Raw genomic sequence first — 26,973 nt, 5'->3', positions numbered from 1 at the left:
CGTCATCAGCGCGAGCGTGACAAATCTACAAAGATATGACGTATCGGGTCAAGCATCCCATTTCCCCGGCCAATCCAACCGCACACCACAGATGTCGCGGCTCAAAGATCCAACCTTCTGGACGTCGAGCTCCGGACCCGTCGCGGTCCCGCCTCACCCCTCCCTGCGCGCTGTACCACACGGCTCGGGAGTGCCTGCAAACCTGCGCTCTTGCATACCAACAGTGGTGCACGGCTTGGCAGAACGTTCTTTACCAATCAGGATGAAGCCGTGACTCCAGGAACACGCTCCGCAGTGCTCGGCCGTCGGGGTGGTGTGGACCCGAACGTTGCGGAGCAGCTCGGCTTCACGGTGCACGACGTCGTACGAGATCTGCGCCGCGACGTCGCCGCCGCGACCCTGCCCCTTCCCATCGACAGTGCCGAAGAAGCAGAAGCCTCCCGGATGAGACTCCTGGCGCAGCTCGACGAACACCTGCTGCCGCGCCTCGCCGAGCTGTCCAGCCCCGCCGTCGTCGTGCTGGCGGGCTCCACGGGTGCCGGCAAGTCCACCCTGTTCAACAGCCTCCTGCGCGAGGAGGTGTCCGAGGCCGGCGTGCTGCGGCCCACCACCCGCGAGCCGGTGGTGGGAGTGCACCCGCGAGACGTCGACACGCTCACCCCGGGACCCGTCACCGAGCTGGCCCGGCTGGTCAAGCACGAGGGCGTGCCGCGCGGAACCGCGCTGATGGACGCTCCGGACCTCGACTCGTTCCTGTCGGAGAACCGCTCAACGGCCCACCAGCTGCTCGAAGCGGCAGACCTCTGGCTGTTCGTCACCACTGCGGCCCGGTACGGCGACGCCCTGCCGTGGCAGGCCCTGGACCGCGCGAAGGAGCGTGGCGCGAGCGTCGCCATGGTGCTCAACCGGGTGCCGAAGGAAACCCTCACGACCATCCGCGCGGACCTCAACTCGCGGATGAAGGAGCGGGGGATGAAGGACGTCCCGCTGTTCATCGTGCCGGACGTCGGCCCCCACGAAGGGCTGCTCGACCCGAAGCTGGTGGAGCCCATCCAGCGCTGGCTCGGCCTGATGGCCGGGCCCGAGCGCTCACGCACCATCATCCTGCGCACGCTCAAGGGCGCCCTCGGTGCCCTCCCCGAATGGGTGATGGGGCTGGTCGCGGCCGTGGAGGACCAGGGAACCGCCGCGTTCGACCTGCGCAGCGCCGTCGACTCGGTGGTCCCGGACGAGCAGCTGGCCGCCCGCACCGCCGTCCTGTCCGGTGCGGCGGGCGAGGGCACCGTCGCCGCACGGTTCACCGAGCTCGTCAGTACCGACCGCATCTCCCGCGTCACCGTCCGTGACGGCGTCGCACGGACCACCAAACGCGCGGGCAGAGCCCGCGAGGCAGCGCTCGTCCGGCTGCGCGAGGAGGTCGAGGCCACCACCGCCCGGTCCTTCGTGGCGGCCGGCGTCCGCACCGAGGAGAGCCTGCGCGGCGCCCTCACCGGCCCGGGCGCGCCGCCCGCCGGGGAGACGATCCTCCCGAACGGCACGGCTCGCGCCAAGGACCGCCTCGCCTGGGGCCAGGCGACTGCCGCCGAGTGGTCCGGGCACGCGGACGACATCGTCGGGCGCCTCGACGTCACCGCCGCCGAGAGCTCCGAACCGGATGCCGCGGCCCGCGCGGCCGGCGCCCGGAAGGCGTTCGGCGACACCGGCCTCGCCACCCTGCTGCTCGCCACCGCGCTCGGGAACGAGGATGCCGCGCACCTCGTCGACCGGGTCCTCGGCGAGACAGCGGGCGAGGCCATCGAGGAACTTCAGGGCGAACTTGCGGAAAAGGTGACGCTAGCGGTTGCGGAAGAGGCCCGTTCTGTCCAGAGTGCCCTTGACGTCCCCGCCTTAGCCGACGACGCGGCCGCTCCGCTCCGCGTGCGGCTGGCCGAGCTCAGGAGGCTGACATGACGAGCCACGACGCGACACTGAGCGCACGCACCGAGGACCTCGGACGCGCTCTCCAGATCGCGGGATCACGCCTCGACGACGCAGTCTTCGGCAAGGTCGCGAGCTCCGTCGCGGGCGTGCGCGAACGGCTCGCGCTCGGCGTCGACCACACGGTGGTGGCGCTCGCGGGCGGCACCGGCTCGGGCAAGTCGAGCACGTTCAACAAGATCTCCCGCCTCACGTTCGCCGACGTCGGCGTGAAGCGCCCGACCACGGCGAAGGTCACGGCGTGCTCGTGGAGCGACGACGCCGCGCCGCTGCTCGACTGGCTCGGCGTGGAGCGTGAGCGCCGCATCACCCGGTCCGGCGAGCTCGACGCGGCGGACGAGGCGAGCCTTGCCGGGCTGGTGCTGCTGGACCTGCCCGACCACGACTCCGTGGCGCCCGGTCACCGGGACGTGGTGGACAGGGTGCTGCCGCTGGTCGACCTGCTCGTCTGGGTGGTCGATCCGCAGAAGTACGCGGACGACGCCCTGCACACGGGCTACCTGCGTGACTCGTCGGGCATGCAGGCCTCGACCGTGGTGGTCCTCAACCAGATCGACACGGTTCCGGTAGGGCAGCGGAACAACCTGGTCAACGATGTGAAGCGGCTGCTGCGGGACGACGGTCTGGAGAACGTCCCGGTGGTCGCGGCGTCGACGAAGACGGACATCGGCATCGCCGACCTGCGCGGGCTCCTCGAGCAGACGGTCGCGCGCCGCTCGGTCTCGGCGGGCCGGGCGGCGGGCGAGCTGGACGCCGCGGCGACCCTGCTGCTGAGCCAGACGCCGGCAGAGGTGCCCTGGCACATCGACACGGTGCTCGAGCGCGAGGTGGACGCCCTGTCGCGGGCGGCGGGGCTGGAGTCGGTCGCGGCGCAGGTCGGGGCCGCGGTGCGCAACGGGTACGGCTCGCCCGAGTTCCGTGCGCCCGACCCCGACTCGATAGCGCTGTCGCGGGCGCGCTGGCTCAACGGCGCGGGGGAGTCGCTCAAGCCCGGCTGGCGCCGGTCGCTCGGGGCGAGCGTCGCGGGCGCGTCGGAGGTCGCCGCCGCCGTCTCGACGGCGCTGCAGGGCGTCACCCTGGACACCCGCGGTCCGACGACGCAGCCGCTCACCCGCCGGCTCGCGCTCGGGTCGGTGCTGGTCGCCGTGGTGCTCGGGATCGCGACGGTGCTGGCCGCGATGGGCCTCCTGCCGGTGGGCGAGACCTGGACGACCGTCCTCGGTGTGCTCGCCGTCGTGGCGGCGGCAGCCGCACTGGTGGTGTTCCTCGTGGCGGTGCAGCTGCGTCGGGCGCTGGCCGCCCGGCGGGCGCAGGGCGTCATCGCGTCGGGCCGGGCGGCGCTCGAACGAGTGCTGCAGCAGACCCTGGGCGTGCCCACCCAGAAGCTGCTCGACGAGCACCGCGCGGTGCGCGAGCTCGCACAGAGTGCACGGGACGACGGACCCTCCGCACCGCTCCGCCTGGAAGAGAACGCGACCACAGGGCAGCGGATGCGGGTTCCGTCCACAGGTACGGTCCAGCTGTCGGATCTGCGTATCGCTCGCGCCTGATGCTGGGTACGGACCGGCCGCTCGGGCCGGTCCGGAGACCCAGGAGGCCTGAGATGAACGACGTCACGGTGACCGTGTCGGGCAATGTCGGCAGTACGCCGGCTCTGCACGTGAACGCGGCCAAGAACCTGCAGTGGTCCACGTTCCGCATGGCCAGCACCCGGCGCTACGTGAACGAGAACGGCGACTGGACCGACGGCGCGACGCTGTGGTTCACGGTCAAGGCCTGGCGGGCGGCCGCGGCGAACGTGGTCGAGTCCGTGCACAAGGGCATCCCGGTGGTCGTCACGGGGCGGCTCGAGGTCGAGGAGTGGACCGGCTCCGAGGGTGAGCAGCGCACGGGGCTGGTGATCGTCGCGACGGCAATCGGCGTCGACGCGACCCGTGGCAAGGTCGGGTTCACGCGGGTGGTGCACCACGACACGGTGCCCGACGGCGCCCCGGTCACCCCGGTGGACCGCGGTGAGCTGGCCGCGACGCGGCCGGGCGACGCCGACCCGTTCGCCCTCGACGCCCTGGGCTCCAGGAGCGTCGCCGACCTCCTGGGTGACGAGGACGACCAGGGTGACGACGCCGGCGTCGGGCAGCGCGAGCTGGTGAACGCGTAGGCTGGGGCCAGTCGTGCTCCGCGGACCGCGGGTGCCGGGGGTGAACCTCCGCGCAGGGGCGACCCGGCACCCGCTCCGCGTGAGCGACCCCAATCCGAAGTACCTTCTGTGAACGGTGGAACACAGGCAGTGGCTGAATACATCTACTCCATGTACAAGGCGCGCAAGGCGCACGGCGACAAGGTCATCCTCGATGACGTGTCGCTGAACTTCCTGCCCGGCGCGAAGATCGGCGTCGTCGGACCGAACGGTGCCGGTAAGTCGACGATCCTCAAGATCATGGCCGGGCTGGACACGCCGTCGAACGGCGAGGCACGGCTCTCGCCCGGTTTCACCGTCGGCATCCTGCTGCAGGAGCCGCCGCTGAACGAGGAGAAGACGGTCCTGGGCAACGTCCAGGAGGCCGTCGGCGAGATCCTGGCCAAGAAGGCGCGGTTCGACGAGATCTCCGCCCTCATGGCCGAGCCCGACGCCGACTTCGACGCGCTGCTCGCCGAGATGGGCACGCTGCAGGAGGACATCGACGCGGCCGACGCGTGGGACCTCGACTCCCAGCTCGAGCAGGCGATGGACGCGCTGCGCTGCCCGCCGCCGGACGCCGACGTGTCGGTGCTCTCCGGTGGTGAGCGTCGCCGGGTCGCGCTCTGCAAGCTGCTCCTGGAGAAGCCCGACCTGCTGCTCCTCGACGAGCCCACCAACCACCTCGACGCCGAGTCCGTGCTGTGGCTCGAGCAGCACCTCGCCGGCTACGCCGGTGCCGTGCTCGCCGTCACGCACGACCGGTACTTCCTCGACCACGTCGCGGAGTGGATCTGCGAGATCGACCGCGGCCGCCTCTACCCGTACGAGGGCAACTACTCGACCTACCTCGAGAAGAAGCAGGCACGTCTCGAGGTCCAGGGCAAGAAGGACGCCAAGCTCTCCAAGCGCCTCAAGGAGGAGCTGGAGTGGGTGCGGTCCAACGCCAAGGGTCGCCAGACCAAGTCGAAGGCCCGACTGGCCCGGTACGAGGAGATGGCCGCCGAGGCGGACCGCACGAGGAAGCTCGACTTCGAGGAGATCCAGATCCCCGCGGGCCCGCGTCTGGGCTCGCTGGTGCTGGACGCCGAGAACCTCAAGAAGGGCTTCGACGACCGCGTGCTCATCGACGGCCTGTCGTTCACGCTGCCGCGTAACGGCATCGTCGGCGTCATCGGCCCGAACGGTGTGGGTAAGACCACGCTGTTCAAGACCATCGTGGGGCTGGAGCCGCTCGACGGCGGCAACCTCAAGGTCGGCGAGACCGTCTCGATCTCGTACGTCGACCAGTCGCGCGGTGGCATCGACCCGAAGAAGACCCTGTGGGAGGTCGTGTCCGACGGGCTCGACTTCATCAAGGTCGGCAACGTGGAGATCCCGTCGCGTGCGTACGTCGCGTCGTTCGGGTTCAAGGGCCCGGACCAGCAGAAGCCGGCCGGCGTGCTCTCCGGTGGTGAGCGCAACCGCCTCAACCTGGCGCTGACGCTCAAGCAGGGCGGCAACCTGCTGCTCCTCGACGAGCCCACCAACGACCTCGACGTCGAGACCCTCGGTTCCCTGGAGAACGCTCTGCTCGAGTTCCCCGGCTGCGCCGTCGTGGTCTCTCACGACCGGTGGTTCCTCGACCGCGTGGTGACGCACATCCTCGCGTACGAGGGCACCGAGGAGAACCCGGCGAACTGGTACTGGTTCGAGGGCAACTTCGAGTCGTACGAGGCCAACAAGGTCGAGCGCCTGGGCGCGGACGCGGCGCGTCCGCACCGGGTCACGTACCGCAAGCTGACCCGCGACTGACGGGTGATGTTTGAGGGCTGTGGTCGGCGTCCAGACGCCGACCACAGCCCTCTTCCACGTTGAAAGATATACATGCAAAAAAGGTCATCCTTGCCGCATTAGGACATCTTCGACAAGATGCCGCAGTGAGCCCTGCCCTACGACCCGGGTGGCGTGACCTTCCGCCCCCGCTGCGAGACCGCATCACCCATCTGCTCGGCGCGCGCGTGATCGCCGCCAAGCATCCGGAGGAGTCCGGGATCCTCCCGGGTGCGCAGTTTCATGTGCAGACGACCAAGGGCGACACCTTCGTCAAGGTGCTGGGTACGGAGAAGCCTGAACCGCTGAACTTTCTTCGCCAGGAGATCGCGCTCTCGCCGCTCCTGCCGGACGCAGCGCCCCACCCTGAGCTCATGTGGTCGATCGACGAGGTGCTGCCCACCCTCGGTACCTGGGTGGTGGTCGGCTACTCGATGCGGCCCAACGTGCGGCCGATCGACCTCTCCTGGCCGGAGGAGGACGTCGAGTCCCTGATCCGGGTGATCCGTTCGATCGGTGAGATCGAGGCGCCCGACGATCCGATGTTCCTGCCCGAGGAGAAGGTGTTTCCCACCAACTCGTGGGAGATCCTCGCGGACACCCGGCCCGCAGGGCTCGTGAACCATTCGCCCTGGCTGGCACACCGCCTGGACGGCCTCGCGGAGATCGCCTCGCACGCCCCGGACGCGATCGCGGGCAAGAGCCTGCAGCACGGCGCGCTGCGCGTGCAGAACGTGATGCTGCCCGCCGCGCCGGACGAGAAGCCGCTGGTCTCGGACTGGATCCGGGGCAGCGTCGCCGCTCCCTACCTCGACCTGATCTCGATGCTGGTGCACGTCCGGACCAGCGACGGGCCCCCGCCCGAGGCGACGCTGCGCCGGTACGGCCTGCCGCCCGGCACCGAAGCCGATGCCGTGACCTGCTGGATCGCGGCGCTCGCCGGCTACTACCTCAAGTCGTCGATGGACCCGCCGCCGCCCGAGATGCCGGAGCTGCGTTCCTACCAGCACCGGTTGGCGCGTACCGCGGTCTCCTGGCTGCAGACCAGGCTCGGTTTCTGACCTCTTCGCAGGTCACGGACCGCTGGCTGTGATGCGCGCACCGCTGTCTGTGGTTTGCAGGGTGAACTTCTGTTGGGCACACTCCGGCCATGAGTGCTGTTCGGCGACCGGCATGGTCCGATCTCCCCCCCTCTGTCCGTTCCCGCGTGAGCGAGACCATGGGGGGACGTGTGATCGGGTCCGCTCCGATGAGCGGGACCGAGCAGACCGGCGTCCTGGAGGTGCTGCAGACCGCGTCGGGCCGGTCGATAGTTCGCGCGGTCGGGCCCGAGGCGCCGTTGACCCAGGACCGGATGGCCGCCGAGGCCGTCTCCGTCGCCGGGCTGCCCGACGACATCCCGAACCTCCCTCGCGAGTGGTTCGTCGACGAGGTGCTGCCGGGGGCCGGACGCTGGGTGGTGCTCGGGTACCGCAACGAGCCGATCCGCCCGCCGCACGACCCCTGGGACGACGGGGACCTTGCCGCGGCCGTCGAGCTCGCCATCCAGATCGGCTCCAGCGAGGCGCCGGCAGAACTGCCCGACACGCTCGACCTGATCGACAGCCAGGCCTGGGCCACCATCTCGGCGATGCGGCCGCCCGGCCTGTCCGCCTTCACGCCCTGGCTCTCCGACAAGATCGACCACCTCGCCGAGATCGCCAGCTTCGCCGGGGAGGCGATGGGCGGCAAGAACCTGGTGCACGGCGCACTACGCCGTGAGTCGATTCTGATCACCGATCACGGCTGGGACGCGACCAGCGCCCACGCGGTCGACTGGTTCATGCCGTCGCGCGGCGCGTCGTTCATCGACTTCGTGCTGCTGCTGCCCTACCTCCGGGTCGACGGCGCCCCGCCGCCCGAGGTGGTCATGGACCGGCACCCGCTGCACGACGTCGACCCCGACGCCCTCACCTGCGCCATCACCGTTACCGCAGGTGCGCTCGTGCTCGACTCGATGCGACCGCCGCAGCCGGGCCTGCCGCACGGCCGGGCCGTGCAGCGCGAGGTGGCGCACGCGGCCCTCGAATGGTTGCGCGCCCGGCTCGGCGGCTGACTTTCTTTGCGGCACGGACGCGCCTGACCAGGGTGTCTACGGCAGACTGTGCGCTATGACCGATCAGGCCGACGGCTCCGCCGCACCCAGCGCACGGGACCTCGCGGCAGGCCCCGAGCCGACGCCCGGCCCGGAGCCGGCGGCAGGTCCCGGCGCAGGTCCCGGCGCCGAGTCCGGCGCCGAGTCCGGCCTGGTCGGCGCCCTGGAGGTGCTGCGGGCCCGGCTCGGTGCGCTGCGCCTGCCGCTGGAGACGTCGGGCGCAGGGGCCGCACGCACGGATCTGCGCCGTGCCACCGACCAGCTCGACGACTACCTGCTGCCCCGGCTGCGCTCGCAGAAGGCGCCGCTGCTCGTGGTGGTCGGCGGGTCGACGGGCGCGGGCAAGTCGACACTCGTGAACTCGGTGCTGGGCGAGCTCGTGACGCAGCCCGGCGTGCTGCGGCCCACCACCAAGGCCCCGGTCCTGGTGCACCACCCGCTGGACGCCCGCTGGTTCTCCACCGACCGGGTGCTGCCGGGTATGGCGCGCGTGACGACGTCGGGCAGCGCGGGGCTCGGTGGGACGCCGTCCACCGGCGCGGCGCCGTCCGAACCCAGCCGCACCCTGCGCCTCGTACCGAGCGAGGCGCTGCCGAAGGGCCTGGCCCTGCTGGACGCGCCGGACATCGACTCGGTCGACACGGCCAACCGTGAGCTCGCGGCCCAGCTGCTGGGAGCCGCGGACCTGTGGCTGTTCGTCACGACGTCCGCCCGGTACGCGGACGCGGTGCCCTGGGACCTGCTGCTGCAGGCGGCGGCACGCAAGGCGCAGGTGGCGATGGTGCTGGACCGGGTGGACCCGGGAGCCGAGGCCACCGCCGACGACCTGCGGGACATGATGGTGGAGCAGGGCCTGGCGGAGAGCCCGCTCTGCGTCATCCCCGAGGCCGAGCTCGTCGACGGGATGCTGCCGGAGGAGGCGGTCTCGGAGGTGTCGCGCTGGCTCACCGGTCTGGGCGGCGACGCCGAAGCGCGTGGGCGCGTCATCGCAGCGACCCGCGACGGCGTCGTGGACTCCCTCGTCGAGCGGGCGACGGCCCTGGCCGACGCCGCGGACGAGCAGCAGGCCGCCGACGTCCGGCTGCGGCACGTCGTCGAGCGTGCCTACGCGGACGCGGTGGCCCACGTGGCGGCGGCGACGTCGGACGGCGCGCTGCTGCGCGGCGAGGTGCTCGCCCGCTGGCAGGACTTCGTGGGCACCGGCGAGTTCTTCCGGGCGGTCGAGGAGGGCATCGGCAGGTTCCGGGACGCGGTCGCCGGGTTCTTCCGGGGTAAGCCGAAGGAGGCGCCCCAGGTCGAGCAGGCAATCGCCCACGGCCTGGAGTCGGTGGTGCTGGACGCCGCGGAGGACGCGGCCGAGCGCTCCTACCAGGGCTGGCGGGGCGATGCCGCTGGTGCGGTGCTCCTGGAGGGTCTGGAGCTGTCGCGGACGCCGGCATCGCTGCGGGCCGAGGTGAGCGGGCAGATCCGCGGCTGGCAGGGCGACGTCCTGGAGCTCGTGCGTGAGCAGGGCGCGGCCAAGCGCGGCACCGCGCGGGTGCTGTCCTTCGGTGTGAACGGGCTCGGGGTCGCCCTGATGATCTTCGTGTTCGCCTCGACGGGCGGCCTCACCGGTATCGAGGTCGGCATCGCGGGCGGATCGGCGGTGCTTGCCCAGCGACTGCTGGAGGCGGTGTTCGGGGAGGACGCTGTGCGGCGTCTGGCCGTGCAGGCACGCGACCGGCTGCGCGCCCGGATCCAGGCGGTCATGGACGGGCAGGCCGCCCGGTACACCGCGCAGCTGGACGCCCTCGGCTCGGCGGAGGCGGGCGGGGACGGCCTGCGCTCGGCGGCGGACACCGTCGCCTCCGCGGCCTCGGCGGAGCGCCGTGACCGGGCGCGGGTCACCAACGCCGCGCCGGATGCCGCTCCAGGGGCACCCGTCGAGGATCTCACCGAGGGCCGGGGCCTGCGGGGCGCACGGGTTCGTCCGGGGCGCGAGATGCTGGCGAAGGGGCGCTCCGACATCGTCGAGGAGCCCGTCAAGAAGAGCTTCTGGAAGCGCATGTTCGGAGAGGGCGACCGATGAGCCGGCTCGACCTGGGCGACCGGACCGCTGCTCTCGAGACCGCCGTCCGGGCTGCTGAGGGGCGGATCGAGCCGGACCTGCTGGACGACGCGCGCGCCGTCGCGACGCGTGCGCGGGAGCGGGGCGGGCTGTCCGCCGAGCACACGGTCGTGGCGCTGGCGGGTGCGACGGGTTCGGGCAAGTCGTCGGTGCTCAACGCGGTGGCCGGGGTCGCTGTCGCGCAGCCGGGCGTGCGGCGTCCGACGACGTCGCACCCGATGGCCGCGGTCTGGGGCCCGGGTGCGGACCCGCTCCTGGACTGGCTGGAGGTGGGGCGGCGGCACCAGGTGGGCGCGCCGTCGTCGGACGAGACCCCCGCCTCGCCCCGCCGTCGGACCCCGGTGGGTGACAACTCCGGGCTGGTCCTGCTGGACCTGCCCGACCACGACTCGATAGTGACCGAGCACCGCATGCGGGCCGAGCGGCTGGTGCAGCGCGCCGACCTGCTGGTCTGGGTGGTCGATCCCCAGAAGTACGCGGACGCCGCGCTGCACGAGGGCTTCCTGCGCCCGCTCGCCGGTCGGGCAGAGGTGGTGGTCGTCGCGCTCAACCAGGCGGACCGCCTCACGCCGGACGAGACGTCGGCGATGCTCGCGGACCTCAAGCGCCTGGTGGCACAGGACGGCCTGGAGGGTGCGCGCGTGCTCGCCGTGTCCGCGAAGACGGGCCAGGGCATGGACGAGCTCCGGGGGCTGCTGGCGAAGGCGGCGGCCAGGCGAGAGGCGGCGACGGCCCGGCTCGCCGCGGACGAGCGGGCGGTCGCGCAGAAGATCGTCGACAGGTGCGGGACGCCGCCGCCGTCGCGCCAGGGGAACCAGGCCAAGGGCGACCTGGTGGCGGCGCTGGAGGCGGCTGCGGGCGTGCCGACGGTGGTCGACGCCGTGCGGGCCTCCGCCCGCCGGGACGCGCGCGCGGCGACCGGCTGGCCGCTGACCCGCTGGGTCGGACGGCTGCGCAAGGACCCGCTGCGGCGGCTCGGGCTGCGGACGGCGGACCGGGAGCACCGGGCGCCGTCGGGCAGGGACGACCTGGTGCGCACGTCGCTGCCGACGGCTCGGCCGGCGGTGCGGTCGGCGGCCGCCTCGGCCGTGCGGCGTTACGTCGAGGAGGTGACGCGCGGAGCCGCGGACCCGTGGGTCCTGGCCGCACGCTCGCGCGGGCAGGCGGGGATCGACAAGCTCCCGGACGCGCTCGACCAGGCAGTGGCGACGACCCGCGTGGAGGCATCCCGGCGCCCGATGTGGTGGTCGCTGGTCAACACGGTCCAGTGGACCCTGATCGCCGTGGTGGTGGCGGGGCTCCTCTGGCTGCTGGGGCTGTTCGGTTTCGCCTACCTCCAGCTCCCGCCTCCGCCGACGCCGGTGCTCACGCTGCCGACCTGGTCGGGCGAGGGCATCGTGTTTCCCGGGGCGCCCGAGTCCGGCGGCGGCGACGGGCTCGGCGTCGACCCCTTCCGGATCCCGTGGCCGACGCTCATGGTGCTGGGCGGGCTGGCCCTCGGCCTGCTGCTCGCGCTCGTCTGCCGCGTGTTCGGCACGCTCGGCGCGCGCCGTCGGGCGACGGGCGCTCGACGCCGGCTCCGGCAGTCGGTCGGCGTCGTCGCGGACGAGCTGGTGCGTACCCCCGTGGGCGACGAGCTGGCCCGCCTGGCGAGCTGCCGGACGGCGGCCACGGTCGCCGCGAGCTGATCGCCCGGTCTGCGGCTGTGCTCAGCGGCGGAACGTGACCGGCTCCTCCTCGAACCCCTTCCACGCCAGCCGTTCGTTCTCGGTGAGCCGCCGGGGCTGGTTCGTGGCGGCGTCGACGAACACGAGGGTGGTGGTGGCGCGCGCGTAGGGCTTGCCGCCCGACGTCGGCCCCGTCTTCGCCATGCCGGCGACGCCGTCGTGCACCTCGTAGCAGACCTCGGCGCTCGCGCCGCCGATCCGGCCCAGCCACATCTCGACACGCACCGGTGTGCGCGTGAAGAGCAGCGGCCGCAGGTACTCGATGCGCTGGCCCGCCACGAGCGTGTGCGAATCGGCGTCAGGCCCGGTGGGGACCACCGCCGTCGGCCACTCCTCGCCCTCTGGTGCCTCCGGGTGCTGCCAGAAGGCGGTGATCCGGGCGTCCTCCAGCAGGCGGAACATCGCTACGTTGTTGACGTGCGCGTACGCGTCGAGGTCGGACCAGCGCAGCGTGACGGGGACGTGGAGGCGTGTCATGGTGCCCATTTTCCTCCACGCGAAGTACCCGCCGTTCTGACATGGCGGCACGCCGGGCCGAGTAGTCCTCAGCCTGTCCGAATTGGTAGATTCATCCCCCTTGGTTTTGGCCGCGGAGGAACAGTTGGATCTGCCCAGGCACCACTTCGACCCGGTAACGCTGCACGAGGTGTTCGACGACGTCCCGGTCGCCCAGGCGTACCGCGCCGAGCTGGCGGATCGCCCGGACGGCGATGCGCCGGCCGTCCTCGCGGTGCGCGTGCCGCTGACCCGCGCGCTGGCTCCCGAGGCGGACGACCCGGACGCCGAGCTGGCCGAGGCCGAGCGCCTCGGCTGGCTCGCGGTCCGGCAGGCCGGTGGGCCGGGCGACGAGCTGCAGGCCGCGCACTCGCACGCGGAGGAGGTGCCCCTCGGCGCCGTGGCACCGCTGTTGCGGCTGGCCCACGTGCTGCAGTGGCGGCACCGGTTCTCCGAGGCGGACCTGCTGTTCGGGCTGGCTCTGGAGGCGGCGCACCACTACGGGGACTACTCCGCGAGCGTCGAGCACGCTCGCCGGCTGGAGTGCTTCGCCCTGCAGCACTGGGGCAAGTGCCGGTACGACCAGGCGCTGGAGGCGCACGCCGACCAGGCCCGGCCGTTCCTCGGCGAGGCCCTTGCCCTGTTCGTGCAGGCCCTGGAGCTGCGCGTGGAGGCGGGCGTGGCCCCGGACCAGGTCGCGTCGACCCGGCAGGCGATCCAGGCGACCCGGGACCGGTTGGCCGAGCTGGGGGCGTGAGACCGACCTGACGGCGATGTCGCGAGGCGCGTCTTTCGTGTCGCGCTGGGTTTCACCCCGTTACGATCCGGGTCAGGGGGCGAAGCCCAGGTCATCACGCAGAGCCACGGGGATCGCGGTCCGTGTTTGGCGGGAGCTCGTCTTCTGCGGACGCACCAGCTGCGGGCAACAACCTCTTTCTGCACCCAGGAGATCAGCACCATGAGCAGTTTTGTCGGGCACGATGAACACCGCCCCTCAACATTCGTACGCACACGCACGCTCGTGGGTGTCGCGGCCGCATTCCTCCTCACAGGGTGCGCGAGTACGGCACCCGGGGGCAGCTCCGAGCCGGAACTTACCCAGGTGAGCCGTCCGCCTGCCGAGTACAGCGTTCCGGCCGGCTGGGATGAGGACGACCAGGACAACGTCACTCACGTCATCGACGGCGAGACCCCGGAGCAGTGGGTCGAGCATCAGTCCGGTGGCGAGGCGATCGTGCAGTGGTCGGTGATGAGCACTCCTCAGTCGGAGCCCACTGAGGAGCGGGTCCGCGAAGCGATTGACGCCGGGTTGGAAGGCATGAAGTCCGCGACGCCGCAGCAGATCGGGTACCTGCGTGAGGCAGCCGGAATGGGTTGCGTCGGTGACGCGACGGTCGTCGACCCGCCGCGCACGGAGGAGGTCGGTGCGGGCTACGCCCTGCGCTACGGGTACACGTGCCCCTCGCCGTCCGGTCCGTCGCGGTCGATCGTGATCACCGCGTACGGCTGGGATGGCCGGAAGCACTCGTGGACCGTGTCGACGACCGAGGGCTTCTGGGACGAACACGCCACGGAGCTCGAAGCCTCGGCCGACTCGTTCCGGATCACCGACTGACGCCCCGCCAACCACGACGTCGACCGCGGAGTGGGCGACCGCCATCGGCGTGGGAGTTCAGGCGGCCGGGCAGATGGTCAGCGGGGTCTGCTGCGGTACTCGGCGTCGACACCCATTGCGCCGGCGAGGGCCCATTGGAGCTCGGCTGCGACGGATCCGGCGGGGCGCTGGGTTCGAGTGAGCGTGCCGTCGCGGCGCTGGACGTCGAACAGGGTGTCGTCGGTGACGGCCCAGAGGCGTGACCAGAACCTGGCCAGGCGGTCCGGTGTCAGCCATGCCTCGACGACGACCTGCAGGACGGCGTCCGCGTCGTCGAGCGTCGTTCTGGGCCAGGGGGCACCGTCGTCGAAGGCCGTGTCGGTGCGGTCGGAGTCTTCTGGTCTTGGGTCGTGTCCGACGGCGTTTGCGGGCGCGCGCAGGGCGTCGAGCGGGGGGATCGCGGCCTGCAGGGCGGGCCACAGGGTCGGCGGGGAAGCGAGGCGAAGCTCGGCTCCCGGCTCGATCAGGATGCGACCGTCGCGTTCGGCGATGGCTTGGACGATCACCAGCGCTTCGTCGTCGACGAGCGATGCGCGGGCGATCGAACCGCGGCTGCCGGCCGTGGCGACGAGGGACGCCCGGACGGGGGCTGAGCCGTGACGGAGCAGGAGGTCGACGGGCGACGGCGTGTCCTTTGGACCGGCTCGAAACGCAGCAGTTGGAAGCTCCTCGGCAGGCGGCGCCGAGTTCGGGCCACCGTCCGTGCGAGTGGACACCTGGGCGAGCGCATCAGCCCACTGCTCACCGTTCAGCTGGAGCGACCGGATCGGGGGAACTCTGGGGGTGGTCACGAGCGCTCCTGGCTACGGCGTGGGCGTGGGAGTGATGCCGTACTTCTCGCGAATCTGATCCAACGACGGATTCCCATTGAATCCGAGATCATCAATCTTGAAGAAATCGCCGTCGACGGAATGGAATAGAACATAAGGGGCTCGTGTCAGTTCAGGGTCTGCGGCGAGCGCTCGGTAGACGTCCTCCATGACCGGATTGGCTTCATCCTGCGTGTCAACAGCGATGGTCACCTCCCCTCCCTGGGTTTCGGCCCCGAAACCACCGCCACATTTGAACTCGGCGGAGACGACCGCATCGACGCGCTGGACTGCGCGTTCGTAGGCGGCGGCGCACTGCTCGTCCTCGTTCGGACCACAGCCAGTCAGGGCAGTGATGGTGGCCAGCGCTACGGTCATTGCGATCGCGGCGGATTTCCTATCCACAGGGTGTCTCACTCTCTTCGGACCGGTACGTCGTAAACCTCGTACTTCGCGTCGAAGTCGAGGTAATTTCCCTCGCCGGTAAGTCGCTCCTGGTAGCTCTCCAGGCCGGGTTGCCTGGGGAGCGCAACGCCGGACGGTATCGGGAGTGCCACGGCGGATTGTGGGAAGACGCGCTCCACCGACTCGTGATAGGCGAAGTGGTCGTGGTAACCCTTGGCATCTTCCGCTCCTGGCGGGTTCGGGAGGGTGACCTTGGTGTGGCGTTCGGGGTCAGGCACATAGCCACTGTCGGACACCTCGACACGGAACGGGGCGCGAGGGAACGGGCCGGATACGGGTTCCACGGTGACTCGGGAGTCAGCGAAGTCGAGGTCGGCGACGACGTCGCCGTCGTGAGCGATCTCCAGGACGTGAATCTCCTCGCTGATCCGATTGTTGTCGATCGGCGATCCGGCGGTGATGACGTCGGTGACGTTGTGATCCGAGAGGAAGTCGGGATCGGACGCCAGGTCACCGGCGGTGATCCCGCCCAGGGAATGGCCAGCCAGGAGGATCGGCGTCGCCGAGCCAAGATCCGGATCGGAGGCGATGACCTTGTCGATCGCCATGGCGACGGTATCGCTGTAGGTCGACCGCCCGCCGGCCGCGCCGACGAGATCCCCGATGAAGTCCGCGGGATGTTCGTTGCCGAGGTCGTCCAAGGGAAACCAGGGCTGGGTGCCCGGGATACTCACCACGAGACGCGGTTCGCCGCCGTTGGGTGGGATGACCTTCGTGACCCGCACGTACCCCTCCGCCCAGTCGTGCTTGGACACCTGGCCGAGGGCAGTATTTGTGTCGTACGAGTCTGTGACGCTCCAGATCACGTCTCGGATGCTGCTCAGTGGTCGCGGTGGAATCTGTGCGGTGACCGTGTCGTCGTACCCCATGGGCGTGCCGACGACCGGTTCGCCGTCACCGGCGAGGTCTATGTCCCAGAGGCCATAGGTTAATGTCGTCGCCCAGGCATCCAGGCTGGCGCCGAAAGTCTGCAGGTAGGCGGCTCCCACCCGCGTCAGCTGGGGTCGAGGATTGTCCGGGGTACCCGCGAGGGCAACGGGAAACAGACCGAAGGCCTCATGGACGTCGATCCACGCACTGGTGACTGTGTCGTGGCGTTCACCGACCCAGTCAGCCACGTCGTCGACTGTCTCCGTGGTCCAACCGACTGCGCCGCTGATAGTGGTCGTGACCGCACGGGCCGCGTCCTGGAACCATGTCCCAGCCCTGTCCAGCAGCGTCGCAGGCGAGCCGATCGCCTTGATCTTGCTCGCGCACTCCAGCTCCGCCGTCTCGAACCGCTCACCCAGCATTCGCGACTGGCCGAGCAGCGTCTGGTTCTCGAACGACAGCTCGGGCGCGAGCGCACCCGCCAAGGTCGGGGAGCCGAAGGGGGCAGCTTCTGCCGCGGCCCGGGAGCGGAAGTCCCCGATCTGCGCGACCAGACTCGATCTCTTGGCCTGCAGGGACCGGACCTCGTCCGCGAACCGGTCCAGGGCGTCGGCAACGCCGTCGAGGTCGTCGGCCAGCTTGTCCGTCGCTACCCGCACCGGATCGAGCGCACGCAGCACCTGGTCGGTATCCGGTGTCTCGTAACAGGCGCCCAGGCCTTGCCACGCGCCCGAGACGGCGACCCCGGCGTCGCGCACGGCGGTCGCGTCGCGCCGCAGCGACTTCGCGCCCATCTCGATGCTCTCGGCGTCGAGGTGCTGGCCGGGCACGCGGTCGGCGTCGACGAGCATCACGGTTGCGCGCCCGCCGCAGGCCCGGGCCGCGCGCCGAATCTCTTCGGGTCGAAGGCCGGCCCGGGTTCCTCGGACAGCAGGGATGACGACGGTGCGGGGCCGAACCGGCTCGGATCGAACGTTTGCCCACCGTCAGGCAGTGCAGGGACCGGCGTCCCCAGGGTTCCGGCCGGGTAGCCCAGCCGAGGCGGCTGGAAGACATCCGTCTGCGACAACCCGAGCGAGTGCGTCCGGGCCATCTCCTCATCGCCCTCGAGGATCGCCGCGACGGCGCGCACCATCCCGCCCGGCGCCGACTCCAGCCGGTCCGCGACCGCCCGCATGTCGTCCTGGGCGGCCTCGACGAACCCGCTCAGCGCGGCCGCCACGATCTCGCTGCCGCCCGCCGCGCGAGGAGCGCCGGTCCACACGTTCTCCAGAACGCGCCCCAGCCCGTCCGCCTCGGCACGGACACGCCCCAGCGTGTGGTCCACACCCTGCGGCGAAACGCGATACCCCGTCACAGCGCCCCCTTCATCCCGCGCCACCACAGCGATCGAGCCGTCGCAGAGACCTGCCGCTACGACGCGAGCACACGGTGGCACGCGAGATCTGCCGTGTCCAAGAAAACCCGCCGGACGCCCGCTACGCCGGGAGGCGGATCATGCCCTCCTGGCCCGCCGAGGCGACCAGGGTGCCGTCCTGGGTATAGACCTTGGCCGTCCCCAGAGCGCGGCCGCCCTGTGCGGTGGGCGAGCTCTGCACGAACAGCATCCACTCGTCCACCTGCACGTCGCGGTGCCACCACATGCCATGGTCGAGGCTGGCCATCGGCACGGAGCCGCCGACGTCCTGCCAGGACTTGCCGGCGGCGCGCAGAGCGGGCTCGAGCATGAGCTGGTCGCACGCGAAGGCGAGCAGGGCGCGGTGCATCGCCTGCTCCTTGATCTCCAGCGGACGGCGCGTGCGCATCCAGACCATCTGCGTGGCGGGCGGCGTGCCGCCGTCGGCCGCCGCGGCATCCGGACGCAGGTACAGCGAGCCGCCCACGTGCCGCAGCTCGAACGCCGAGTCCGTCCAGAACTGGGCTCTTACGGCGACACCCTCCGGCAGGCTGGCCAGCTCGTCGAAGGCAGAGCCGACCTCGTCGGGCGGCGGGACGTCGTCGGGCATCGGCATCGCGTGCTCGTAGCCCGGCTGGTCGTCCTGGAAGGAGGCGATCATCGAAAGGATCGGCTTGCCGAACTGGATCGCGTGGGTGCGCCGCGCACTGAACGAACGCCCGTCACGCAGCCGCTCGACAGCGAAGTCGATGGGCTCCTCGACGCGCCCCTCGCGCAGGAAGTAGCCGTGCAGCGAGTGGATCAGACGGCCTTCCGGGACGGTGCGGTCCGCGGCCAGGATGGCCTGTGCGAGCACCTGGCCGCCATAGGCGCGGTTGGCCGGGCCGGGCATGCTGTCACCGCGCAGCAGGTCCTCCTCACCGCGCGGACCCCAGCCCTCGAGGTGCCGCAGGTCGAGTACCCGCAGCAGTCGATCGAGTGCGTCGGGCTGGCGGTCCGGCGCGCTGCCGGCGAGCGGATCAGGGGTGGTGGCGTCCACGAGCGGGCGTCTCCTTCAGGTCCGGTCAGTCTTCGAAAGTGTTGATCATGCTGAAGGCTGCGCGCTCCAGGTAGTCCCACAGCTGCGACTCGTGGATGGGCGCGAGGCCCAGCGAGTCGACGGCGGTCCGCATGTGCGCGAGCCAGCGGTCGCGCGCGTCGGGATTGACCTTGAACGGCATGTGCCGCATGCGCAGCCGCGGGTGCCCGCGCTGCTCGGAGTAGGTGCCTGGCCCGCCCCAGTACTGCTCCAGGAACAGCGTCAGCCGCTCCTTGGCCGGTCCAAGGTCCTCCTCGGGATACATGGGGCGCAGTACCGGGTCGTCGGCGACGCCGTCGTAGAACGCGTCGACGAGGCGCACGAACGTGTCGTGGCCGCCGACGGCGTCGTAGAAGGTTTCCTGTGTCACGTCCGTCATCCTGCCACCCGACTGTGACAGCCCGATGGCAGCCGCGTGAAAGCGGGTCTCGTGTGAGCAAGGCGACAATTGCCTGGGCGGATCGCTTGCCAGGGGCGATAGGCTGGTCGGAGACCTGCAGCGACGCACGGTGGGAGTTGAGACATGACCAAGGCTGACCAGATCCTTGCGGCACTCGGAGGGACCTCGAACGTCGTCGAGCTGGAGCCGTGCATCACTCGGCTCCGGGTAGAGGTGAGCGATCCGTCGCTCGTGGACGAGCCCGGACTGAAGTCGTCCGGTGCATTCGGTGTGGTCCGGTCCGGGCGGGTGGTCCAGGTGATCGTCGGGCCTGAGGCCGACAGCCTCGCGGCGGAGCTCGAGACGCTCAGAGTCTGAGACTTCAGAGTCTGACGCTGTACCGATGCCAGAGGTATGACATGGCGAGCTCGATGGTGAGTTCGTCGGCGTGACCGAGCGGGCCCGGGGAAACCCGGGCCCGTGATCGGTTTCACGATCCTGACGCGGCCCGCGACCGTGACGCGAACGGCCTGTGAAGGTCACGCAGGAGTCCCCTGTGTCCCCGTCAGGGATGGCCGGACCGCAGCCCGGAACCGAGTAGGTTGGCGACCGTGTTCGAGTCTCTTGCTACCTCCCTGTTCAACGGTGCCGAGGACTTCTGGTCCTGGTTCATGGACAAACCGCTGAGGGTGATTCTGACCGTCGTGATCGGCCTGATCATGATCTACGTCCTGCGGCGCGTCATCACTTCTCTCACCGAGCGCATCGCCATCGGTCAGAAGCCGCGATCGGTGGTCGAGCGCAATGCCGACCCCGTGGGTACGACCACGGGTGGTGTGCCGAGCACCGCACCTGCGAAGGCCAAACGGCGCCGCAAGAACATGCTGATGTCGCCACAGGCCCTCGCCGATGCCTTGACGGTGGCCAACCCGCGGGCGGCCGAACGGCGCGCGCAGCGCGCGCGGACCGTCGGCTCCGTGCTGAACTCGTCGGTCAATATCGTGGTGGGCGCCATCATGATGCTGTACATCCTGCAGACCATCGGACTGAACATCGCACCGCTGCTGGCTACCGCCGGCGTGGCGGGCGTCGCCATCGGCTTCGGCGCGCAGAGCCTCGTCAAGGACTTCCTGTCCGGCATCCTCCTCCTCATCGAGGACCAGTTCGGCGTGGGGGACAACGTCGACCTCGGGGGCGACGTGGTCGGCACCGTCGAGGCGATGGGCCTGCGGCTCACCGAGGTCCGCGCGTTCGACGGCACCCTCTGGTACGTCCGCAACGGCGAGATCCTGCGGGCGGGCAACCGCACCCAGGAGTGGAGCCGCGCGGTCGCCTCCGTGCAGGTGCCGCTCGGGACCGACGTCGACGCCGTCCGCACCGCGCTCGGCCGCGCCGTCGACCGGGTCAAGAACGACCCGGAGCTCGCCGACAGCCTGCTCGAGACGCCGTCGGTGCGCGGCGTGGACGCCGTCGACCAGGCGGGCCTCACCTTCACGCTGTTCGCCCAGGTACGCCCCGCCCAGCAGTGGCTGGTCGCCCGGGCGCTGCGCGTCGCGGCCCACTCGGCCCTGCTGAACGCGGGGATCGTCGCGCGCTCGGCGCCACTGCCGCTCGACGGGATCGGCTCGCAGGGTACGGACGGCGGTCCGGGCGCCGCCTGACCCGGCCGGAGCCGTTCATCCGGACGCGCCGTCCGCCCGCGCCGGCTGCCAATTCGTCGGACACGCCCGCGTTGCCCCCGGTGAGCGCCGGTAGATGGCAAGATCTTTCCTTGTGACCGACGAACCGATGCCCGGGTCCACCGGAGACGGCGCCACCGTGCCGCCGGAGCTGGCCGAGCTGGCGACCGCCCACGGCGTGCAGTGCATGTACACCGACCACGACGGCCGCGTACAGCAGGTCAGCGTGTCGACGGTCGTCGCGGTGCTGGAGGCGCTCGACGTCCCTGCGTCGACACCGGGCGCGATCGCCGCGAGCCTGGACCGGGTCGAGGACGACGAGTGGCGCGCGATGCTGCCGTCGACCGTCGTGACCCGGGAGGGCACCGAGGTGCAGGTCGCCGTGCACGTCGCGGAGGGCGCGGACGTGACGGCGTGGATAGCGCTCGAGCAGTCCGAGCAGCCGGTCGTGCCCACGAGCGCCACCCCGTGGCGCGTGACGGCGCCGCAGGCGACCACGACCACCGGCTCGTTCGCGGTGGTGCGAGGTCCCCGCGTCCAGCTGCGGCAGGCCGACGTCCACACCGAGCCCCGCACGGTCGACAGCCGCAAGGTCGGGCGCGTGACGTTCACCGTCCCGGCCGACCTGCCGCTCGGCTGGCACACGCTGCACGCCGAGTCGGGCGGCCAGACGGCGCAGACCCCGATCGTGGTGACCCCCGAGCGGCTGGAGCTGCGCAAGAAGGTCGCCCGCAAGCAGGCCTGGGGCTTCATGGTCCAGCTCTACTCGGTGCGGTCCAAGGACTCCTGGGGCATGGGTGACCTGGCCGACCTGGCCGACCTCGCCTGGCAGACGGCGCACAACGGCGGTGCGGACTTCGTCGGGATCAACCCGCTGCACGCCACCGAGCCTGTGCTGCCGGTGACGCCGAGCCCCTACCTGCCGACGTCGCGCCGCTTCATGTCGCCGCTGTACATCCGCGTCGAGGACATCCGTGAGACGGCATACCTCTCCGCCGCCGACCGGTCGCTCGTGGAATGGGCGGGCGAACCCGTCCGCGAGCTGTCCGAGGACTCCGGCCCGATCGACCGCGACGCCATCTGGGAGGCCAAGAAGGCAGCGCTCGAGGTCGTGTACACGGCCCAGCGGTCGGCGGCCCGGCAGACGGCGTTCGACGAGTTCGTGCTGGCGCAGGGCAAGGGCCTCGTCGACTTCGCGACGTGGTGCGCCATCACGGAGCACCTCGACGGCCGCGACTGGCCGACCGAGCTTGCCGACCCGTCGTCGACGGGCGTGACGACGCTGCGCAACGCGCTCTCCGAACGCGTCCAGTTCTACTGCTGGCTCCAGTGGGTCGCCGACGAGCAGCTCCACGCGGCGCACCGCGCGGGGCTCGACGCCGGCATGCGGCTCGGCCTGCTCAAGGACCTGGCAGTCGGCTCGTCCCCGGACGGCGCGGACGCGTGGGCGGACGCCGGTGTGCTCGCCCAGGGCGTGTCCATCGGGGCCCCGCCGGACATGTACAACCAGCAGGGCCAGAACTGGTCCCCGGCGCCGTGGCACCCGCGTGCGCTCGCGAAGGCGGGCTACGCGCCCTACCGCGAGATGCTGCGCACCGTGCTGCGGCACTGCGGCGCGCTGCGGATCGACCACATCCTCGGGCTCTTCCGCCTCTGGTGGATCCCGGGCGGCGCACGCGCGTCGGCCGGCGCCTACGTCACTTACGACCACGAGGCCCTGATCGGCATCCTGTGCCTGGAGGCGCACCGCGCCGGGGTGACGGTCATCGGCGAGGACCTCGGCACCTTCGAGCCGTGGATCCGCGACTACCTCGAGGAGCGCGGCATCCTCGGCACGTCGGTGCTGCTCTTCGAGCGAGATGCCGCCGGGGCGCCCGTCGAGCCGGAGGCGTACCGCCGGACGGCGCTGGCCACGGTCACCACGCACGACCTCCCGCCGACCGCCGGCTATCTCGCGGGCGAGCACGTGGACCTGCGTGAGCGCCTCGGGCTGCTCACGGAGGAGCCGACGGTGCTGCGGGCCCAGGCGCGCGCGGAGCGCGAGTCGCTCGTGGAGGCGCTGTCCCGCCGCGGCCTGACGACGTTCGACCCGTCCGAGCGCGAGCTCGTCGAGGGGCTGCACCGCTACCTCAAGGACACGCCGGCGGCGCTGGTCGGGGTGTACCTGACCGACGCAGTGGGGGAGCGGCGCGCACAGAATCAGCCCGGTACCGACACCGAGTACCCGAACTGGAAGGTGCCGCTGGCGGACTCCGCGGGAACGGTGGTGCTCCTGGAGGACCTGTTCACCAACGCCCGCCTGCGGTCGCTGGTGACGGTGATGAACGAGGAAGAGCCCGACCAACCACTGCCGTGACTGGTCCGTTGAGTGCGGGCTATTTGCGGTCTCAGAGGGCTCTGAGGCACAAATAGCCCGCACTCAACAGGGCTCGGTCAGGCGGAGCCGATACCCGCGCGGGCGATCGAGAACCCGCTGCCGGTCGCGTCGGCGACACACTTCATGCCGGACTCGTCGCTGACGCACGTGAACCCGTGCGCCTTCTTCTCGGCGCCGTAGTTCAGGATCGCGACATCGCGCTTCGCCTTCTTGGGCTGGTCCTGCTTGGTGACGCAGGGCTGGGTCACGTTGCCGGTCGGGTCGACCTTCGCCACGTACCCGGAGGCGCCGCCGCACGAGGCATCGGGCGCGGGCTTCCGGTCGAGCTCCGCGATGCCGCATGCGGCCGCGTCCGCGGAGATCGTGCACGTGATGTTGCGCGACGGTGCGGCGAACGTCTCGACGCCGGCCCCGCCGTCGGTCTCCAGGCCCTCCTCGGGCTGCGGCGACGCCGACCCTTCGGCAGCCGGCGTGCCGCCCGGGTCGAGCGTGGTGTCGGGGCTGCCCAGCAGGTTCACCGCGAACACGATCGCGGCGATCACGAGCAGCACGTCCAGGGCGATGAAGGCGATCCAGCCGGGGCTGAGCTTCTTGCGCCCCTGCTCGGGTGCGTAGCCGTCGGCCGGCGCTCCGTGGACCGGCTGGCCGTACTGGTCGTAGCCCTGCGGCGGATACGGCTGCGGCGGGTACTGGCCACCCTGCGGCGCCTGCTGCGCGTATGCCTGAGGCTGGGCGTAGCCCTGCTGGTAGGGCTGCTGGTACTGCTCGGTGTAGTACTGCGGGGCGCCGCCGCCGTTGTGGATGTGGACGGACTGCACCACCGGAGCGCCGGGCGCGGCAGGCGCCGGCGTGACTGCCTGCGAGAACTGGCTCGCGGGTGAGATCGCGGGCGGTCTACGGGTTGCCGCGGAAACACGCTGCACCGGCCCCTGCTGGGCGGGTGTGGGCGCGGTGGGCGGGTGCTGCTCCTGGGGCGGCGTACCCGGGTCCTCGTCGGGCCAACCGCCTGGCGGCGGTGGCGGCGGCACTGTGCCGGACATCAGGCGACTCCCTCAGCTCAAATCGGTCGGTCGGGCGACCGCGGTCGATCGTACACAAAGGCGTTACTCGCTGTTACTCCTGCGTGGCATGATCGACGAGTCGTCGCAGGTAGTTCACAGACCGGACGGCAACCCAACCAATAAGGCGCGCCCGTCGGGCGTGCGGGGCGTCATTCGCCGCCCCCGAGAAGACAGACGTGGAGGGCCTGTGCCCGGAGAGAACCTGACCCGCGCCGAGGCGGTCGAACGCGCCGGCGTCGTATCGGTCGAGTCGTACGAGATCGCGCTGGACCTGACCACCGGCCCGGAGACTTTCGCGTCCGCCACGACTGTGCGCTTCACCGCGACGGAGGGCGCCTCGACGTTCGTCGACCTGGTCGCTCCGTCGGTGCGGTCCGTGGTGCTGAACGGTCGTGAGCTGGACCCGTCGGCAGTGTTCGCGGACTCCAGGATCACCCTGGAGGGCCTGGCCGCCGACAACGAGCTCGTCGTCGTCGCCGACTGCGGCTACACGAACACCGGCGAGGGCCTGCACCGTTTCGTGGACCCGGTGGACGGCGAGGTCTACCTGTACACGCAGTTCGAGGTGCCGGACGCCCGCCGCGTGTTCGCCTGCTTCGAGCAGCCGGACCTCAAGGCCACGTTCCAGTTCACGGTGACCGCACCCGCTGCGTGGCAGGTCGTGAGCAACGAGCCGACGCCGGAGCCCGTCGCGGCCCGCGAGGACGTCGCCACCTGGACGTTCGAGCCCACCGGCCGCATCTCCACGTACATCACGGCGCTCGTCGCGGGCCCGTACGCGGTGGTCCGGTCGTCGCTGACGTCGTCGGACGGCCGTGAGATCCCGCTCGGTGCGTTCTGCCGCAAGTCGCTGTCGGAGCACTTCGACGCCGACTACATCTTCGAGAAGACCCGCCAGGGCTTCGAGTTCTACGAGACCACGTTCGGCGTCCCGTACCCGTTCACCAAGTACGACCAGCTCTTCGTGCCCGAGTACAACATGGGCGCCATGGAGAACGCGGGCTGCGTGACCTTCACCGAGGCGTACGTGTTCCGCTCCAAGGTGACCGACGCCGTGCGCGAGCGCCGCGTCGTGACGATCCTGCACGAGCTGGCGCACATGTGGTTCGGCGACCTGGTCACCATGAAGTGGTGGAACGACCTCTGGCTCAACGAGTCGTTCGCGGAGTACGCGTCCACGCTCGCGACGGCCGAGGCCACGGAGTGGGACGCTGCCTGGACCACGTTCTCCGCGATGGAGAAGTCCTGGGCCTACAAGCAGGACCAGCTGCCGTCCACGCACCCGATCGTCGCCGAGATCAAGGACCTCGAGGACGTCCAGGTGAACTTCGACGGCATCACGTACGCCAAGGGCGCGTCGGTGCTCAAGCAGCTCGTGGCCTGGGTGGGGCGAGAGGCGTTCATCTCGGGCGTCTCCGCGTACTTCGGCAAGCACGCGTGGGGCAACACCGAGCTGCCCGACCTGCTCACCGAGCTCGAGACGACCAGCGGCCGTGACCTCAAGGCCTGGTCGAAGCTCTGGCTGGAGACTGCCGGCGTGAACACGCTGCGTCCGGTCATCGAGACGGACAGCCACGGCCGCATCATGTCGTTCGTCGTCGAGCAGACGGCGCCCGCCGAGTGGCCCACGATCCGCCCGCACCGCCTCGGCATCGGCTTCTACAGCCTGTCCGACGCCGGCGAGCTCGTACGCACCCACTTCACCGAGGTGGACATCGACGGCCCGCGGACCGACGTGAAGGAGCTCGTCGAGCTCGACCGCCCGGCGCTCGTGCTGCTCAACGACGAGGACCTCGCGTACGCGAAGATCCGCCTCGACGCCGCGTCGCTCCGCGTCGCGCTCGAGCACCTGGCCGACATCGCCGACCCGCTGGCCCGCTCCCTCGTCTGGGGCTCGGTCTGGGACTCGGTGCGCGACGGCGAGGTCCCGGCCTCGGAGTACGTCCGCCTGGTGCTCGGGGGCATCTCCCGCGAGACCGAGTCGACGACGCTCCGCACGACGCTCAACCAGATGGTGCTGGCGGCCAGGCAGTACGTGGCGCCGTCGGCCCGTGCCGCGACCCTCGCCGAGGTGGGCGACACGCTCTGGGCGCTCGTGGGCGACGCTGCCGCCGGCTCGGACACCCAGTTCCAGCTGGTGAAGTTCTTCGCGCACGTCGCGTCGACGCCGGCGCACGTCGAGACGCTGTCCGGGCTGCTGGACGGTTCGGTCACGCTCGACGGGCTCGAGATCGACACGGACCTGCGGTGGGAGCTGCTGGAGGGCCTCGTGCTCAACGGCGCCGCGGGCGACGAGGAGATCGACGCGACGCTCGCCGCCGACGACACCGCGACGGGCCGCCAGTCCGCCGCACGTGCCCGGGCCGCGAAGCCGACGCTCGAGGGCAAGCTAGCCGCGCTGGCGTCGGTGGTGGACGCCGACGTGCCGAACGCGATCATCCGGAACACGGGTCTCGGGTTCGTGCACGTGAGCGACCCGGCCGTGCTGGCCGGCGTCGTGCAGCCGTACCTGGACGCGGTGCTCAAGGTGTGGAACGAGCGGAGCTACCACATCGCCGAGGAGGTCATCGAGGGCTTCTACCCGGCGCCGCTGGCCTCGGCGGAGCTCCGCGACGCCACGGCGGCCTGGCTGGAGGCGAACGCCGACGCCGCCCCGGCCCTGCGCCGCCTGGTCGTGGAGTCCCTGGCCGGCACGGACCGAGCCCTGAAGGCCCAGTCCACCGACTCCTGACCGGTTCGCGAAGTCGCCGAAGTAGAGCGCCTGTCCGAGTCTCCCT

Annotated in this window: 22 protein-coding genes; 14 read left to right on the top strand and 8 right to left on the bottom strand. The window is 70.9% G+C overall.

Features of this window, described 5'->3' with window-relative positions:
* The first annotated feature begins 270 nt into the window (after positions 1 to 270).
* The 8 genes from ACFO6V_RS18700 to ACFO6V_RS18665 all read left to right on the top strand — a co-directional run bounded on the left by ACFO6V_RS18700 (position 271) and on the right by ACFO6V_RS18665 (position 11,894).
* A complete protein-coding gene (locus ACFO6V_RS18700) occupies positions 271 to 1,950 on the top strand; it encodes a GTPase (protein WP_377137841.1) in 1,680 nt (559 codons plus the stop codon).
* Positions 1,947 to 3,527 (top strand): GTP-binding protein, encoded by a 1,581-nt coding sequence (locus ACFO6V_RS18695; RefSeq protein WP_377137839.1) that lies wholly within the window; start codon positions 1,947 to 1,949, stop codon positions 3,525 to 3,527. Before ACFO6V_RS18700 ends, ACFO6V_RS18695 begins: the two co-directional genes overlap by 4 nt.
* A gap of 53 nt (positions 3,528 to 3,580) precedes the next feature.
* Positions 3,581 to 4,135: a single-stranded DNA-binding protein gene (locus ACFO6V_RS18690; protein WP_377137837.1), complete on the top strand. Its 555-nt coding sequence runs from the start codon at positions 3,581 to 3,583 to the stop codon at positions 4,133 to 4,135.
* Between the two features lie 129 nt (positions 4,136 to 4,264).
* Positions 4,265 to 5,947, top strand: a complete 1,683-nt coding sequence (gene ettA / locus ACFO6V_RS18685; protein WP_377137835.1) for an energy-dependent translational throttle protein EttA — start codon at positions 4,265 to 4,267, stop codon at positions 5,945 to 5,947.
* A 125-nt stretch (positions 5,948 to 6,072) separates the two neighbouring features.
* Entirely contained in the window at positions 6,073 to 7,026 is a 954-nt protein-coding gene (locus ACFO6V_RS18680) for a phosphotransferase (protein WP_377137833.1), read from the top strand.
* Positions 7,027 to 7,214: 188 nt separating this feature from the next.
* Positions 7,215 to 8,060 (top strand): hypothetical protein, encoded by an 846-nt coding sequence (locus ACFO6V_RS18675; RefSeq protein ID WP_377137831.1) that lies wholly within the window; start codon positions 7,215 to 7,217, stop codon positions 8,058 to 8,060.
* Positions 8,061 to 8,115: 55 nt separating this feature from the next.
* The gene (locus tag ACFO6V_RS18670; protein ID WP_377137829.1) at positions 8,116 to 10,167 is read left to right on the top strand and encodes a dynamin family protein; all 2,052 of its coding nucleotides are present in this window, start codon (positions 8,116 to 8,118) and stop codon (positions 10,165 to 10,167) included.
* Positions 10,164 to 11,894, top strand: coding sequence for a GTPase (locus tag ACFO6V_RS18665; protein WP_377137827.1), 1,731 nt, complete (start codon positions 10,164 to 10,166; stop codon positions 11,892 to 11,894). Before ACFO6V_RS18670 ends, ACFO6V_RS18665 begins: the two co-directional genes overlap by 4 nt.
* Positions 11,895 to 11,915: 21 nt before the next feature.
* Here the strand turns inward: ACFO6V_RS18665 and ACFO6V_RS18660 are convergent, their stop codons facing one another.
* Complete coding sequence (locus tag ACFO6V_RS18660) at positions 11,916 to 12,410, bottom strand: acyl-CoA thioesterase (protein WP_357507939.1); 495 nt, start codon at positions 12,408 to 12,410, stop codon at positions 11,916 to 11,918.
* A gap of 124 nt (positions 12,411 to 12,534) precedes the next feature.
* On the opposite strand from ACFO6V_RS18660, the gene ACFO6V_RS18655 reads away from it, so the two are divergent.
* Both ACFO6V_RS18655 and ACFO6V_RS18650 read left to right on the top strand, forming a co-directional pair.
* Positions 12,535 to 13,185, top strand: coding sequence for a hypothetical protein (locus ACFO6V_RS18655; RefSeq protein WP_377137825.1), 651 nt, complete (start codon positions 12,535 to 12,537; stop codon positions 13,183 to 13,185).
* Between the two features lie 345 nt (positions 13,186 to 13,530).
* Positions 13,531 to 14,043, top strand: coding sequence for a hypothetical protein (locus tag ACFO6V_RS18650; protein ID WP_377137823.1), 513 nt, complete (start codon positions 13,531 to 13,533; stop codon positions 14,041 to 14,043).
* Between the two features lie 77 nt (positions 14,044 to 14,120).
* Here ACFO6V_RS18650 and ACFO6V_RS18645 read toward each other — a convergent pair whose 3' ends face one another.
* The 6 genes from ACFO6V_RS18645 to ACFO6V_RS18620 all read right to left on the bottom strand — a co-directional run bounded on the left by ACFO6V_RS18645 (position 14,121) and on the right by ACFO6V_RS18620 (position 19,079).
* Positions 14,121 to 14,873 carry a hypothetical protein gene (locus ACFO6V_RS18645; RefSeq protein WP_377137821.1) on the bottom strand — a complete coding sequence of 251 codons (753 nt, stop codon included), beginning with the start codon at positions 14,871 to 14,873 and terminating at the stop codon, positions 14,121 to 14,123.
* A 12-nt stretch (positions 14,874 to 14,885) separates the two neighbouring features.
* Positions 14,886 to 15,269 carry a hypothetical protein gene (locus tag ACFO6V_RS18640; protein ID WP_377137819.1) on the bottom strand — a complete coding sequence of 128 codons (384 nt, stop codon included), beginning with the start codon at positions 15,267 to 15,269 and terminating at the stop codon, positions 14,886 to 14,888.
* A 35-nt stretch (positions 15,270 to 15,304) separates the two neighbouring features.
* Positions 15,305 to 16,984 carry a hypothetical protein gene (locus tag ACFO6V_RS18635; RefSeq protein WP_377137817.1) on the bottom strand — a complete coding sequence of 560 codons (1,680 nt, stop codon included), beginning with the start codon at positions 16,982 to 16,984 and terminating at the stop codon, positions 15,305 to 15,307.
* A gap of 92 nt (positions 16,985 to 17,076) precedes the next feature.
* A complete protein-coding gene (locus ACFO6V_RS18630) occupies positions 17,077 to 17,583 on the bottom strand; it encodes a DUF6507 family protein (RefSeq protein ID WP_377137815.1) in 507 nt (168 codons plus the stop codon).
* A 121-nt stretch (positions 17,584 to 17,704) separates the two neighbouring features.
* A complete protein-coding gene (locus tag ACFO6V_RS18625) occupies positions 17,705 to 18,661 on the bottom strand; it encodes an acyl-CoA thioesterase (protein WP_377137813.1) in 957 nt (318 codons plus the stop codon).
* Positions 18,662 to 18,686: 25 nt separating this feature from the next.
* Positions 18,687 to 19,079 carry a globin gene (locus tag ACFO6V_RS18620; RefSeq protein WP_377137811.1) on the bottom strand — a complete coding sequence of 131 codons (393 nt, stop codon included), beginning with the start codon at positions 19,077 to 19,079 and terminating at the stop codon, positions 18,687 to 18,689.
* Positions 19,080 to 19,223: 144 nt separating this feature from the next.
* Here ACFO6V_RS18620 and ACFO6V_RS18615 point away from each other — a divergent pair, with 144 nt between their 5' ends.
* The 3 genes from ACFO6V_RS18615 to malQ all read left to right on the top strand — a co-directional run bounded on the left by ACFO6V_RS18615 (position 19,224) and on the right by malQ (position 23,114).
* Positions 19,224 to 19,457 carry a PTS sugar transporter subunit IIB gene (locus tag ACFO6V_RS18615; protein WP_116674151.1) on the top strand — a complete coding sequence of 78 codons (234 nt, stop codon included), beginning with the start codon at positions 19,224 to 19,226 and terminating at the stop codon, positions 19,455 to 19,457.
* 233 nt (positions 19,458 to 19,690) lie between these two features.
* The gene (locus ACFO6V_RS18610) at positions 19,691 to 20,740 is read left to right on the top strand and encodes a mechanosensitive ion channel family protein (protein WP_377137808.1); all 1,050 of its coding nucleotides are present in this window, start codon (positions 19,691 to 19,693) and stop codon (positions 20,738 to 20,740) included.
* A 127-nt stretch (positions 20,741 to 20,867) separates the two neighbouring features.
* Positions 20,868 to 23,114 (top strand): 4-alpha-glucanotransferase, encoded by a 2,247-nt coding sequence (gene malQ / locus ACFO6V_RS18605; protein WP_377138183.1) that lies wholly within the window; start codon positions 20,868 to 20,870, stop codon positions 23,112 to 23,114.
* A 77-nt stretch (positions 23,115 to 23,191) separates the two neighbouring features.
* On the opposite strand, the gene ACFO6V_RS18600 is transcribed toward malQ, so the two are convergent.
* Positions 23,192 to 24,175, bottom strand: coding sequence for a hypothetical protein (locus tag ACFO6V_RS18600; protein ID WP_377137806.1), 984 nt, complete (start codon positions 24,173 to 24,175; stop codon positions 23,192 to 23,194).
* Positions 24,176 to 24,383: 208 nt separating this feature from the next.
* Between ACFO6V_RS18600 and pepN the strand changes: the two genes are divergently transcribed.
* On the top strand, positions 24,384 to 26,927 hold the full coding sequence (gene pepN, locus ACFO6V_RS18595; RefSeq protein ID WP_377137804.1) for an aminopeptidase N: 2,544 nt from the start codon (positions 24,384 to 24,386) through the stop codon (positions 26,925 to 26,927).
* The last annotated feature ends 46 nt before the right edge of the window (positions 26,928 to 26,973 follow it).

The organism is Promicromonospora alba (assembly GCF_042654905.1).
GTDB classification, from domain to species: Bacteria; Actinomycetota; Actinomycetes; order Actinomycetales; family Cellulomonadaceae; genus Promicromonospora; species Promicromonospora alba.
This window is presented reverse-complemented; position numbering and strand designations above follow the sequence as displayed.

Excerpts from the sequence above, each read along its gene's own strand:
- ACFO6V_RS18620 (WP_377137811.1), bottom strand. The coding sequence starts at position 19,079 with ATGACGGACGTGACACAGGAAACCTTCTACGACGCCGTCGGCGGCCAC.
- malQ (WP_377138183.1), top strand. The coding sequence starts at position 20,868 with ATGCCCGGGTCCACCGGAGACGGCGCCACCGTGCCGCCGGAGCTGGCC.
- ACFO6V_RS18670 (WP_377137829.1), top strand. The coding sequence starts at position 8,116 with ATGACCGATCAGGCCGACGGCTCCGCCGCACCCAGCGCACGGGACCTC.
- ACFO6V_RS18690 (WP_377137837.1), top strand. The coding sequence starts at position 3,581 with ATGAACGACGTCACGGTGACCGTGTCGGGCAATGTCGGCAGTACGCCG.
- ACFO6V_RS18640 (WP_377137819.1), bottom strand. The coding sequence starts at position 15,269 with ATGACCGTAGCGCTGGCCACCATCACTGCCCTGACTGGCTGTGGTCCG.
- ACFO6V_RS18600 (WP_377137806.1), bottom strand. The coding sequence starts at position 24,175 with ATGTCCGGCACAGTGCCGCCGCCACCGCCGCCAGGCGGTTGGCCCGAC.
- ACFO6V_RS18675 (WP_377137831.1), top strand. The coding sequence starts at position 7,215 with ATGAGCGGGACCGAGCAGACCGGCGTCCTGGAGGTGCTGCAGACCGCG.
- ACFO6V_RS18615 (WP_116674151.1), top strand. The coding sequence starts at position 19,224 with ATGACCAAGGCTGACCAGATCCTTGCGGCACTCGGAGGGACCTCGAAC.
- ACFO6V_RS18660 (WP_357507939.1), bottom strand. The coding sequence starts at position 12,410 with ATGACACGCCTCCACGTCCCCGTCACGCTGCGCTGGTCCGACCTCGAC.
- ACFO6V_RS18665 (WP_377137827.1), top strand. The coding sequence starts at position 10,164 with ATGAGCCGGCTCGACCTGGGCGACCGGACCGCTGCTCTCGAGACCGCC.
- ACFO6V_RS18695 (WP_377137839.1), top strand. The coding sequence starts at position 1,947 with ATGACGAGCCACGACGCGACACTGAGCGCACGCACCGAGGACCTCGGA.